This window comes from Natronoarchaeum rubrum, assembly GCF_024494695.1.
Map to the genome: position 1 here is coordinate 102485 of NZ_JANHDP010000008.1, position 11796 is coordinate 114280.

General features: G+C 65.9%; 11 protein-coding genes and 1 tRNA gene. 11 read left to right on the top strand and 1 reads right to left on the bottom strand.

The window, feature by feature from the left end; all coding sequences use genetic code 11:
* The first annotated feature begins 8 nt into the window (after positions 1-8).
* From NO931_RS18590 to NO931_RS18600, 3 genes are all read left to right on the top strand, one after another.
* Positions 9-434 (top strand): NusA-like transcription termination signal-binding factor, encoded by a 426-nt coding sequence (locus NO931_RS18590; RefSeq protein WP_256393861.1) that lies wholly within the window; start codon positions 9-11, stop codon positions 432-434.
* Positions 435-626: 192 nt separating this feature from the next.
* A complete protein-coding gene (locus NO931_RS18595) occupies positions 627-1055 on the top strand; it encodes a 30S ribosomal protein S12 (protein WP_097008095.1) in 429 nt (142 codons plus the stop codon).
* Between the two features lie 2 nt (positions 1056-1057).
* The gene (locus NO931_RS18600; protein ID WP_256393862.1) at positions 1058-1672 is read left to right on the top strand and encodes a 30S ribosomal protein S7; all 615 of its coding nucleotides are present in this window, start codon (positions 1058-1060) and stop codon (positions 1670-1672) included.
* A gap of 90 nt (positions 1673-1762) precedes the next feature.
* Here NO931_RS18600 and NO931_RS18605 read toward each other — a convergent pair whose 3' ends face one another.
* Positions 1763-2569 carry a DUF5781 family protein gene (locus tag NO931_RS18605; protein ID WP_256393863.1) on the bottom strand — a complete coding sequence of 269 codons (807 nt, stop codon included), beginning with the start codon at positions 2567-2569 and terminating at the stop codon, positions 1763-1765.
* Positions 2570-2819: 250 nt separating this feature from the next.
* Between NO931_RS18605 and NO931_RS18610 the strand changes: the two genes are divergently transcribed.
* The 8 genes from NO931_RS18610 to NO931_RS18645 all read left to right on the top strand — a co-directional run bounded on the left by NO931_RS18610 (position 2820) and on the right by NO931_RS18645 (position 10882).
* Positions 2820-5009, top strand: coding sequence for an elongation factor EF-2 (locus tag NO931_RS18610; protein WP_256393864.1), 2190 nt, complete (start codon positions 2820-2822; stop codon positions 5007-5009).
* A 125-nt stretch (positions 5010-5134) separates the two neighbouring features.
* A complete protein-coding gene (locus NO931_RS18615) occupies positions 5135-6235 on the top strand; it encodes a guanosine monophosphate reductase (protein ID WP_256393865.1) in 1101 nt (366 codons plus the stop codon).
* Between the two features lie 137 nt (positions 6236-6372).
* A complete protein-coding gene (locus tag NO931_RS18620; protein WP_256393866.1) occupies positions 6373-6939 on the top strand; it encodes an amino acid-binding protein in 567 nt (188 codons plus the stop codon).
* Positions 6936-7892, top strand: a complete 957-nt coding sequence (locus NO931_RS18625) for a homoserine dehydrogenase (protein WP_256393867.1) — start codon at positions 6936-6938, stop codon at positions 7890-7892. Before NO931_RS18620 ends, NO931_RS18625 begins: the two co-directional genes overlap by 4 nt.
* A 505-nt stretch (positions 7893-8397) precedes the next feature.
* The gene (gene tuf, locus NO931_RS18630; RefSeq protein ID WP_256393868.1) at positions 8398-9663 is read left to right on the top strand and encodes a translation elongation factor EF-1 subunit alpha; all 1266 of its coding nucleotides are present in this window, start codon (positions 8398-8400) and stop codon (positions 9661-9663) included.
* Position 9664: 1 nt separating this feature from the next.
* Positions 9665-9973 carry a 30S ribosomal protein S10 gene (gene rpsJ, locus NO931_RS18635; protein WP_256393869.1) on the top strand — a complete coding sequence of 103 codons (309 nt, stop codon included), beginning with the start codon at positions 9665-9667 and terminating at the stop codon, positions 9971-9973.
* Positions 9974-10098: 125 nt separating this feature from the next.
* Positions 10099-10734, top strand: coding sequence for a rhomboid family intramembrane serine protease (locus NO931_RS18640; RefSeq protein ID WP_256393870.1), 636 nt, complete (start codon positions 10099-10101; stop codon positions 10732-10734).
* Positions 10735-10810: 76 nt separating this feature from the next.
* Positions 10811-10882 (top strand) — tRNA-Ala (locus tag NO931_RS18645).
* Positions 10883-11796: the final 914 nt, after the last annotated feature.

The following is an 11796-nucleotide window of genomic DNA, read 5'->3' on the forward strand; positions in this document are numbered from 1 at the left end:
GCCGAACCATGACGGTCACACTCTCGGACGAGGCCCGGCAGTATCTCGTCGCCTTCGAGGACGTGACCGGCGCCGCGGCCCGCGACTGCGTCGTCGACGAGGAGTACGAGCGCGTCATCGTGCTGGTCGCGACCGGCGACATGGGACAGGCGATCGGACCCGGCGGACAGAACGTCCAGCGCGCGGAGGAACGGATCGGCAAGGACGTCAAGCTCGTCGAGGATGCCGACACCGCCGAGGACTTCGTCGCGAACGCGCTCGCGCCCGCTGCGGTGTACAACGTGACCATCAGCGAGAACGACGACACGGTCGCCTACGCCGAAGTCGCCGACGAAGACACCGGCGTCGCCATCGGCTCGGACGGCAAGAACATCGACGCCGCGCGGGCGCTCGCGGAGCGCCACTTCGACGTCGACGACGTACAACTGACCTGATCGGGTCGACTGTTTTCTCACGAGGCCGCCGCTGCGCGACGAACAGCACCGTATCGGCGCGCTACGACGGTCGTGTGGAGCTGCGAAACGCTCTCAGATCGCTTTATCGCACCCCCTCAAGCGTGCTGTGGCCGTAACTCCGCATCGCAAAAGGGGACGCTTAAGTGGCTCCGTGGGATAGACGCTGGTACTATGGCGAACGGCAAATACGCCGCGCGGAAACTCAAGAAGGACCGCCAGAGTCACCGGTGGTCCGACTCGGAGTACGCGCGACGCGAGCGCGGTCTCGGCGAGCAGTCCGACCCCCTGGAGGGCGCTCCGCAGGGTCGAGGTATCGTCCTGGAGAAGGTGGGCATCGAGGCGAAGCAGCCCAACTCCGCGATCCGGAAGTGCGTCCGGGTCCAGCTGATCAAGAACGGCAAGCAGGTCACCGCGTTCTGTCCCGGTGACGGCGCCATTTCCTTCATCGACGAGCACGACGAGGTCACCATCGCCGGAATCGGCGGCGCGAAGGGTCGCGCGATGGGCGACCTCTCGGGCGTCAACTACAAAGTCGAGAAGGTCAACGGCGTCAGCCTGATCGAGCTCGTCCGCGGGAACGCGGAGAAACCCGTCAGATAACCATGGCGGCAGAAGATCAATCCGAACAGGAAGAGCCCGCCGAAGCGGAAGTCGACGACGCGGTCGCCAAGCTGTTCGGCGAGTGGGAAGTCACGGGCATCCAGTTCAGCGATCCCAGCACCGAGCGGTACATCACGATCACGCCGGTCGCCCACACGATGGGCCGACACGCCTCGAAGCAGTTCCAGAAGTCGGAGATCTCCATCGTCGAGCGGCTCATCAACCGCCTGATGCAGACCGACGAGAACACCGGCAAGAAGCAGAAGACGCTGAACGTCACGCGCGATGCGTTCGACATCATCAACGAGCGCACCGACGAGAACCCCATCCAGGTGCTCGTCCAGGCCGTCGAGAACGCCGCGCCGCGCGAGGAGACCGTCCGCCTGAAGTACGGCGGGATCTCGGTTCCCAAGGCCGTCGACGTCGCGCCCCAGCGCCGCGTCGACCAGGCTCTGAAGTTCATCGCCGAAGGCGTCCACGGCGCCTCGTTCAAGACCTCGACCGACGTCGAGGAGGCGCTCGCCAGCCAGCTGATCGGCGCCGCCAACGACGACGTCAACACGTACGCCGTCAGCCAGAAGGAAGAGAAAGAGCGCGTCGCAGCCGCCGCGCGGTAATCTCTTCGTTCTTCTCTCGGTTCACAGTTCGACCAGCCGCGGCTGTACCGGGATTCGCGCCCTCACCAGTCTCGACAGCGGCGTCCGCGATCAGTCGGCCGCCCGGCCGCTGCCCGCCGCGAACGCCCGCGTGGCGTCGACCAGTTCCTTCCGGTAGTCGCTGGGATCGGGATTGCGCTGTAAGTTTTTGAACCGCCGCTTGAACGCCTCGGAGTCGATCGCTGGCGCGTCCCGTGCGGCCGCGTGCGCGAGATCGTAGAGCCGGTGGTCGGCGTCGGCCAGCCCGTGGCGCTCGACCATCGCGAGCGCGAAGGCGGCGTTGACGGCCGTGATCTCCGGATCGGTCGCGGCGGTGAGTCGCCGGGATGCAGAATCCGGAGCGGCGTCCGGAGCCCGACCGCCGAACAGCCCCCACGCCGTGCCGTCGCCGGACTCGTCGGGTCGGTCCGACAGCGCCGACGCGAGCGACGATTCGAAGAAGGCGACCAGCTTGTCGGTCGGGCCCAGCGCGAGCGTGATGTCGTCGGCGTAGATGTCCTTCATGTGGTTGGCGATCTGGTAACACTGAGTGAGCGTGTGACGCTCGACGCTCTCGCCGGCCAGCGCGAGGAACAGCGCCTCCTCGGTCGACTGGACGTGCGAGGGGTGTTCTTCCTCGTTCCGGAGCATGTGGGCGAACTCGTGGACCGCGAGTTCGCGGGCCATCGCGCTGGTCGCGGCCTGTCGCGAGATGTTCAGCACGTGGCCGTCGTCGTCGTGCCCGGTCCAGGTGCGTTCGTCGGGGTTCTCCCTGATCCGAACGGTCACCGGCAGTTCGAGGTCGTGTTCGGTCTCGAACAGGTCCCGGGCGCTGAGAAACGGAGCCGCCGGACCGGGGCCCTGAACGTGCAGTTCCATGACTACTTCTAGCAAGATTTCGGAGAGCATTACTCTTGTGTCCGTGTGAGGGCGTCGCAGGGTCGACTCGTCGAACGACGATCGCGATGCGACCGCGAAATGCAACTCTTTCTCCGTTCGCGACGGTCGTCGTAAGCGCATCCGTGGCTTCCCGGCCATCCTTTCAGTACGATTAGCTTCGTCAGCCCTTCACACGCTCGGCAATCACGAAACAGCACCCTTTTGACCCCGCTTGCGATAGGACACGGTAATGGGTAGACGAAAGAAGATCGTCGAACAGTGCGAGCGACTGATGGACGAGCCGGAGCAGATCCGGAACATCGCCATCGCCGCACACGTCGACCACGGCAAGACGACACTGACCGACAACCTGCTGGCCGGCGCCGGCATGATCTCCGACGACACCGCGGGCGAGCAGCTCGCGATGGACACGGAGGAAGACGAGCAGGAACGGGGCATCACGATCGACGCGGCCAACGTCTCGATGACCCACGAGTACGAGGACACCGACTACCTCATCAACCTCATCGACACACCGGGCCACGTCGACTTCGGTGGCGACGTGACCCGCGCGATGCGCGCCGTCGACGGTGCGCTCGTCGTGGTGGACGCCGTCGAGGGCGCCATGCCCCAGACGGAGACGGTGCTGCGCCAGGCGCTCCGCGAGGGCGTCAAGCCGACTCTGTTCATCAACAAGGTCGACCGCCTCATCTCGGAGCTCCAGGAGGGCCCCGAGGAGATGCAGGAGCGCCTGCTCTCGGTGATCCGCGAGGTCAACGAGCTGATCCGCGGCATGACCGAGGAGATGGAAGACATCGACGACGACTGGACGGTCTCCGTCGAGGGCGGCACCGTCGGCTTCGGGTCGGCCCTGTACAAGTGGGGCGTCTCGTTCCCGTCGATGCAGCGCACCGGGATGGACTTCGGCGAGATCATGGAACTCGAGCGCGCCGACAAGCGCCAGGAACTCCACGAGCGCACGCCGCTGTCGGACGTCGTGCTCGACATGGTCTGTGAGCACTTCCCGAACCCCGTCGACGCTCAGCCCCGTCGTATCCCGCGCATCTGGCGCGGCGACGAGGACTCCGAGCTGGCCGACACGATGCGGCTGGTCGACGAGGACGGCGAGGTCGTCCTGATGGTCACCGACATCGGTGTCGACCCCCACGCCGGCGAGATCGCGGCGGGCCGCGTCTTCTCCGGGACGCTGGAGAAGGGCCAGGAGCTGTACGTATCGGGGACTGCGGGCAAGAACCGCGTCCAGAGCGTCGGCATCTACATGGGCGGCGAGCGCGAGGAAGTGGATCGCGTTCCCGCCGGTAACATCGCCGCCGTCACGGGCCTGAAAGACGCCATCGCCGGCTCCACGGTGTCGAGCGTCGAGATGACGCCGTTCGAGTCGATCGAGCACATCTCCGAGCCCGTCATCACGAAAGCCGTCGAGGCCAAGAACATGGACGACCTGCCGAAGCTCATCGAGACGCTCCGCCAGGTCTCCAAGGAGGACCCGACGATCCAGATCGAGATCAACGAGGACACCGGCGAGCACCTGATCTCCGGGCAGGGCGAGCTCCACCTCGAAGTGATCGGGCAGCGCATCGAGCGCAACCAGGGCATCCCGATCAACACCGGCGAACCGATCGTCGTGTTCCGCGAGGCGCCCCAGACCGAATCGCGCGAGGTCGAGGGCATCTCGCCGAACCGCCACAACCGCTTCTACATCACGGTCCACCCGCTCAGCGAGGAGTTGGTCGAGACGATCAAGATGGGCGAAGCGTCGATGGACATGCCCGAGCAGGAGCGCCGCGAAGTGCTCCAGGACGCCGGCATGGACAAGGACACCTCCCAGAACGTCGAGCACATCCACGGGACCAACGTCCTGATCGACGACACGAAGGGTATCCAGCACCTCAACGAGACGATGGAACTCGTCATCGAGGGCCTCGAGGACGCGCTCGATGACGGTCCGCTGGCCGCCGAGCCGGTCCAGGGGACGCTGCTGCGCCTCCACGACGCCAAGCTCCACGAGGACACGATCCACCGCGGTCCCGCACAGGTCATCCCCGCGGTCCGGAACGCCGTCCACAACGCGCTGATCGACGCCGACATCAAGCTGCTCGAGCCGATCCAGGACGTCCGGATCGACGTGCCCAACGACTACATGGGCTCGGCGTCCGGCGAGATCCAGGGTCGCCGTGGCCGCGTCGACGACATGTACCAGGAAGGCGACCTGATGGTCGTCGAGGGCGTCGCGCCCGTCGAGGAGATGATCGGGTTCGCGAGCGACATCCGCTCGGCCACCGAGGGTCGCGCCTCCTGGAACACGGAGAACGCCGGCTTCCAGGTCATGGCCGACAACCTCCAGCGCGACCAGATCATGGAGATCCGGGAGCGCAAGGGGATGAAGCTCGAACTCGCCGAAGCGATCGACTACATCTAACTGCGGTCGTTCCGGTTTTTGCTGTTCTTTCTCTCCGCTTTTTCGTCATCGTGTAGCGGAGCAGCTACGCCATCGACTCTCGACCGTGAGGCTTTTGCCTCCGCGTCCACCACCGACGAGGGGTTATGAACGACGTACGCACCGGTCTGAGCTACGGTGACGTTCTCCTCGTGCCGAAGCGCTCGGCGGTCGACAGCCGCAGCGACGTCGACCTCTCGACGACGCTGACGCCGAACGTCGAGCTGGAGAATCCGCTCGTTTCGGCCGCTATGGACACCGTCACGGAGTCCGAACTGGCGATCGAACTGTCGCGCGCCGGCGGCATCGGCGTCCTGCACCGTTTTCTCGAACCCGACGAGCAGGCCGCCCAGGTCGAACAAGTAGTGGAGGAGGGAGAACAGGTCGGCGCCGCGGTCGGCATCGACGAGGACTACGTCGCGCGCAGCGAGGCGCTGGTCGAGGCGGGCGTCGACGCGCTGGTCGTCGACGTCGCCCACGGCCACATGGAGCGATCGCTCGACGCCGTCGCGGCGCTCGCCGAGACGTTCCCCGACACCGACCTCGTCGCGGGCAACGTCGCCACGCCGGCAGGCGTCGAGGATCTCGCGGCCGCCGGCGCCGACTGCGTGAAGGTCGGCATCGGCCCCGGATCGCACTGCACCACCCGGAAAGTCGCCGGCGCGGGCGTCCCGCAGCTGACGGCGGTCGACGACTGCGCGGACGCCGCCGACGAGGCGGGCGTGACGATCTGCGCCGACGGCGGCATCCGCACCTCCGGCGACGCGGTGAAGGCGCTGATGGCGGGCGCCGACACCGTGATGCTCGGGAGCCTGTTTGCGGGGACCGCGGAGGCGCCCGGCGCGACGGTCGAGGTCGAGGGGGATCGATACAAGCGAGCTCGTGGAATGGCGACGACCGCCGCCGCCGAGAAGCGCGACGACAAGGAAGAAAACGTCGCGGCCGACGAGGGCGTCGAGTCGCTGACGCCGTACAAGGGGCCGGTCGCGGACGTCGTCTCGGAGTTCTGCGCCGGCATCCGGTCGGGGCTGTCCTACTGCGGCGGGCACACGATCACCGGCGCGCGCGAGAACGCAGAGTTCGTCCGCGTCGCCGCCAGCGCCAAGGAGCGCGAGGGATACCACGCGGACCACGACTGGGAGGGCGTCAGCGTCGACAGCGAGGCGGTCGAAGACGGCGTCGAGAACGCCATCGAGAGCGACGACTGACCGGTCGCGACCGCCGTCAGGAGCGACGAACGACGGGGCGGGGCGACGACCAGATAACCGAATTCATATACCTCCTGCCCGTCAGGGATGGGTATGACCACGGACGCCGGACGGACGCCGGAGGTGTTCGGGCGCGCATGAGCGACGACGGAGACCAGGACGCGCCCACGACCGACGGCGGCGAGGACCTGCAGGCGTACACGATCCGGCTCGAACTCGTCGACGAGCCGGGCGAACTGCTCAACGCGTTGCAGCCGATCGCGGATCGCGGCGGCAACCTGCTGTCGATCTTCCACGAGCGCGGGAATCTCACCCCGCGGGGCCACATCCCCGTCGAGGTCGACATTGAGTCCCCGCCGGATCGGTTCGACGACATCGTCGGCGCGCTGCGAGACGCCGGGATCAACGTGATCCAGGCCGGCGCGGAGCGCTACAGCGAGGAGCTGACGGTGATTCTGGTGGGCCACCTGATCGACACGGACCTCTCGGATAGCCTCCAGCGGTTCCAGCGCTGCTCGCAGGCGTCGGTCGTCGACGTCTCGCTGTCTGCGCCCGAAGGGACTGAGGAAGTCTCCAGCGCCCGCGTGCGGCTGGCCACCGAGGCCGACCGGGCCAATCAGGTGCTCGGGACGATCCGGGAGATCGCGGCGGACAAGGACATTCGCGTGATCGAACCTCAGCTCCCCGCGGAGGGATCCCGATGAAACTCGCGATCCTCGGCTCCGGCGCGGTGGGCAGTTCTGTCGCGGAACTGGCCGACGAATACGGCCACGAGGTCGTCGCGCTGGCCGATTCGAGTAGTGCGGTCGTCGACGACGGCGGCATCGACGTCGCCGCGGCGCTCGACCGGAAGTCCGCGGAGGGCGCGGTCGGGTCGGGAGATCCGGACGACGCGCTCGGGGCCGACTACGACGCGCTCGTCGAGGCGACGCCGACGACGCTCGGCGACGCCCAGCCCGGCTTCGGTCACGTCGAAACCGCGCTGGAGCGGGACCGTCACGTCGTGCTGGCGAACAAGGGGCCGGTCGCCGAGCGCTACGGTGACGTGATGGATCTCGCGGAGGACAGCGCGGGCGAGGTGCTGTTCGAGGCGACCGTCGGCGGCGCCATCCCGGTTCTCTCGACGATCTCGGACTTCGGCGCCGGCCAGATCACCGCCGCGCGCGGGGTTCTGAACGGAACGGCTAACTTCATTCTCTCGCGGATGGCCGCCGAAGGGCTGGACTACGAGCACGTCCTCGCGGAGGCCCAGGACCTTGGCGTCGCGGAGGCCGATCCGACGTTCGACGTCGACGGCACCGACGCCGCGCTGAAGTGCGTTATCCTCTCGAACGTGCTCTCGCAGGGCGACCGGGTGTACTCCCTGGAGGACGCCGACGTCGAAGGGATCGAGGAGATCCCCGGCACGGCGCTGGATCTGGCCAGCGAGGACAACCGGACGGTGCGCCTGATCGGCGAGGCGACGCCCGACGGCGTCACGGTCGGCCCGCGGCTGGTGCCCCAGAACGGCGCGCTGTCGGTCACCGGGACGCGCAACATCGTCCAGTTCGAGACCGAGCACGCCGGCCAGCTGAACGTCAGCGGGCGGGGCGCCGGTGGGCCGGAAACGGCGTCTGCGGTACTGGCTGACGTGGGGCGACTCCCACCGCTCGAATAGGGCTCTCGTTCTGTTGTCGTTTCTTCGGATGCTTGGGAAGCAGTCGGGTTCTTCGGAGCGACAGCGATAGCTACCGACTGCGACTCTCTGAAAGCCCCCGCTGCGCTCGACTCGGGGGGCTTGCTGCGGTCCTCACTCCCTCTGGTCGTTGCGGTCCTTGCTGCGCCCGCCAACGTCGAGCGCAACGGCCCCTTTCATTCCCGCCCACCGCAACCTCGTCCTCCCCAGCCGACTCGCTCAGTCACGCTGCTCCTTCGCTCGTCCCTCACGCGCTGCTGTCTCGTCACAGGGACTCGACAGCGCGCGCCACCGCAATCGGGACGACAAAATCAGTTGGTCATTTACCGATCTCAACCTCGTTGCGGTACGACCGAACTCCCCTCGGTCGTGTGAGAGACACACAAACCGCAAGAAGGCGCCGAGATCGGGTGAGTGCCGTATCGAAATGGTTTTAACCGCCTCGCGGCAAAGAGACGGATATAGCGCCTCTGCGCGTGAGATACAAATGAGCGACGAACAACACCAGAATCTGGCCATCATCGGCCACGTGGACCACGGTAAGAGCACGCTGGTCGGGCGACTCCTGTACGAGACAGGATCGGTCCCCGAGCACGTCATCGAACAGCACAAGGAAGAAGCCGAGGAGAAGGGCAAGGGCGGCTTCGAGTTCGCCTACGTCATGGACAACCTGGCTGAGGAGCGAGAGCGCGGTGTCACCATTGACATCGCCCACCAGGAGTTCAGCACGGACGCGTACGACTTCACCATCGTCGACTGTCCCGGCCACCGCGACTTCGTGAAGAACATGATCACGGGCGCGTCCCAGGCCGACAACGCCGTCCTCGTCGTCGCCGCAGACGACGGCGTCGCACCCCAGACCCAGGAGCACGTCTTCCTGGCTCGTACGCTGGGTATCGACGAGCTGATCGTCGGCGTCAACAAGATGGACCTCGTCGACTACAACGAGTCCGACTACAAGCAGGTCGTCTCCGAGGTCGAGGACCTGTTCAAGCAGGTTCAGTTCAACACGGACGACGCCTCCTTCATCCCGATTTCGGCCTTCGAGGGCGACAACATCGCCGAGGAGTCCGACAACACGCCCTGGTACGACGGCGAGATCCTGCTCGAGGCCCTCAACGGTCTCAAGCCCCCGGAGCCGCCGACGGACGCGCCGCTCCGACTCCCGATCCAGGACGTCTACACGATCTCCGGCATCGGTACGGTCCCGGTCGGCCGCGTCGAGACCGGCATCCTGAACACCGGCGACAATGTATCCTTCCAGCCCAGCGACGTGGGCGGCGAGGTCAAGACGGTCGAGATGCACCACGAAGAGGTGCCCAAGGCCGAGCCCGGTGACAACGTCGGATTCAACGTCCGCGGCATCGGTAAGGACGACATCCGCCGCGGCGACGTCTGTGGCCCCGCCGACGACCCGCCGTCGGTCGCCGAGACGTTCCAGGCCCAGATCGTCGTCATGCAGCACCCCAGCGTGATCACGTCCGGTTACACGCCGGTCTTCCACGCCCACACCGCACAGGTCGCCTGTACGATCGAGTCCATCGACAAGAAGATGGACCCGTCCTCCGGCGAGGTCGCCGAGGAGAACCCCGACTTCATCCAGTCGGGCGACGCCGCGGTCGTCACCGTGCGTCCGCAAAAACCCCTCAGCATCGAGCCGTCCTCCGAGATTCCGGAGCTCGGCTCCTTCGCCATCCGTGACATGGGCCAGACCATCGCGGCCGGCAAGGTGCTGAGCGTCGACGAGAGCTAAGATGCAGCAGGCACGCGTCCGCCTCGCGGGGACCAACCCCGAGGACCTCGACGACATCACCGAGGACGTCCGCGAAATCGCGGACAAGACCGGCGTCGCACTGTCGGGACCGATCCCGCTCCCGACCAAGACGCTGGAAGTTCCCGCGCGGAAGTCCCCCGACGGCGAGGGGACGGCCACCTGGGAGCACTGGGAGATGCGCGTCCACAAGCGCCTGATCGATCTGGACGCCGACGAGCGCGCGCTGCGCCAGCTCATGCGGATCCAGGTCCCCAACGACGTCAGCATCGAGATCGTCCTCGAGGACTAACTCGGGACGATTTCGGCGGTTCGTCGTTTTCGCTACTCCTGTAGCGACTGCACCGGTCCGGAACCGATCTCGCTCGACTCACGTTTCACCTATTCTTTTTGTGACTTGACGGCGTAGCTCGGGCCATGCGTTCCAGTCCGACGGCCGAGACGCTCGCCGCGTTCGCCGTCGTGTTCGTCGTGCAGCAGGCGCTCAGAGTCGTCGCCCCGGTGCTGGAGTTCGCGCTGTTTTACCTCGCGGTACCGCTGGAAGTACGACCGTGGACGCTCGTGACGAGCGTGTACGCACACGATCCGACCGGGCTGGGCCACCTCCTCTCGAACGCCGTCGCGCTGGCGATCGTCGGCTTCGCGCTCGAACGCTACACGACGCGCTGGCGGTTCCACACCTTTTTTGTCCTGACGGGCGCGGCCGCCGGGGCGTTTCAAGTGCTGTTCACTCAGCTGTTGGTTCAGGCGGGGGTCGTCCCACGAGCGGTGCCGGTACTCGGCGCCAGCGGCGCCGTGTTCGCGCTGTTCGGCTACGTGCTGACGGGCAACCGGCTCACCGGGGGCATCCTCGACCGGATCGGCCTCGATCCGCGCTGGCAGCTCCTGCTGTTTCTCGTCGCCGCGGCGCTCGTGACGCTCGCGACGGCCGCTCCCGGGATCGCACTGGCAGCGCACTTCTTCGGCTTCCTGCTCGGGCTGCTGGCCGGACAGGCGAACCTGCTACGGCCGAGCACGTCCGAGCCGGACGCGCCGCCGATGCCCGAGTACTGACCCGTGCGAACGAGTCGCGCTCGTTCGCCGAAACGCAAGCCTGAAATAGCCATCCCGAGTTAACATCTGTTGCTGCGGGCTCGTAGATCAGTGGTAGATCGACACCTTCGCAAGGTGTAGGCCCCGGGTTCAAATCCCGGCGAGTCCATCCCGATTTTTGACGTTGTCAAACTATTGCCGTAGCGCCCGCTGTCGGCGCTGATACGGCATTTTACAAAATCATCTCCGCCCGTAGAAACCGCTCTCGAAACCGAGTGATTGCGCACTCGGTAGTCACACCCGTGCAGGCGGGCGATTCGATCGAAGGGTTTCCGGGGTCTGTGTGCTGTTCGCAGCCCGATCCCCCTGTAGCGCTAGCCGTCTCTCCGGTGAGGCTTACGCTTCGGTTGGGGTCGGCGGGTGCGACGCTACCGAAGCGATTGCGACGCCGAGTCGAGGACGGGCAACGCCTGCTCGGCGGGCGATCCATCCCCGATCGTATCTCCCGGTCTCCGAGCGAAGGACGAACATTCACATCACACGATGGCAAGATTTTTAGTCAGTTGCACGAATTATTACTTCGCGGTGGCCTGGACGCTGCCGCTCGTCGATCCGTTGGCATATCGAGGGTAATACGCAGGAGTTCCCTGTGGGCGGGTGGGTGCCCGCCACTCGCACATATTTGATACGAACAATTACTTCAAAAATATAACATTGCCAACAGCAATTACCGATAGCATACGTGAATTTATATTTCTCAAGCCAGTACGTTCGGTACCAGCACTGCGCTGGGTACCGTACGGCGACCGAAGTCCCGATCGAGCATCCATTGACTGGTATCCAATCGCCGTACGGTACAGGCCTAATACGCGGCCCTCCGGCTGCGGGCGGGTAGATAGCCCCGCCGCCTCACCATCATGTTCTGCCGCATTCATTTTTAGAAAACAGTCGTCACTCACGGGCACGGTCCAGTAGTGGCGCGATAACGCCGCGAATCGGCGAACGCTCCGCGGACCGACCGCCGCGAACTGGCGGGACGTTCGCCGCTGAAAGAGAGTCGCCCGGAACCTAGAAGTGCGGCCC

What these genes read in the sequence shown, in the direction of transcription:
- NO931_RS18590 (WP_256393861.1), top strand. Translation starts at nt 9, where the DNA reads ATGACGGTCACACTCTCGGACGAGGCCCGGCAGTATCTCGTCGCCTTC.
- NO931_RS18595 (WP_097008095.1), top strand. Translation starts at nt 627, where the DNA reads ATGGCGAACGGCAAATACGCCGCGCGGAAACTCAAGAAGGACCGCCAG.
- NO931_RS18600 (WP_256393862.1), top strand. Translation starts at nt 1,058, where the DNA reads ATGGCGGCAGAAGATCAATCCGAACAGGAAGAGCCCGCCGAAGCGGAA.
- NO931_RS18605 (WP_256393863.1), bottom strand. Translation starts at nt 2,569, where the DNA reads ATGGAACTGCACGTTCAGGGCCCCGGTCCGGCGGCTCCGTTTCTCAGC.
- NO931_RS18610 (WP_256393864.1), top strand. Translation starts at nt 2,820, where the DNA reads ATGGGTAGACGAAAGAAGATCGTCGAACAGTGCGAGCGACTGATGGAC.
- NO931_RS18615 (WP_256393865.1), top strand. Translation starts at nt 5,135, where the DNA reads ATGAACGACGTACGCACCGGTCTGAGCTACGGTGACGTTCTCCTCGTG.
- NO931_RS18620 (WP_256393866.1), top strand. Translation starts at nt 6,373, where the DNA reads ATGAGCGACGACGGAGACCAGGACGCGCCCACGACCGACGGCGGCGAG.
- NO931_RS18625 (WP_256393867.1), top strand. Translation starts at nt 6,936, where the DNA reads ATGAAACTCGCGATCCTCGGCTCCGGCGCGGTGGGCAGTTCTGTCGCG.
- tuf (WP_256393868.1), top strand. Translation starts at nt 8,398, where the DNA reads ATGAGCGACGAACAACACCAGAATCTGGCCATCATCGGCCACGTGGAC.
- rpsJ (WP_256393869.1), top strand. Translation starts at nt 9,665, where the DNA reads ATGCAGCAGGCACGCGTCCGCCTCGCGGGGACCAACCCCGAGGACCTC.
- NO931_RS18640 (WP_256393870.1), top strand. Translation starts at nt 10,099, where the DNA reads ATGCGTTCCAGTCCGACGGCCGAGACGCTCGCCGCGTTCGCCGTCGTG.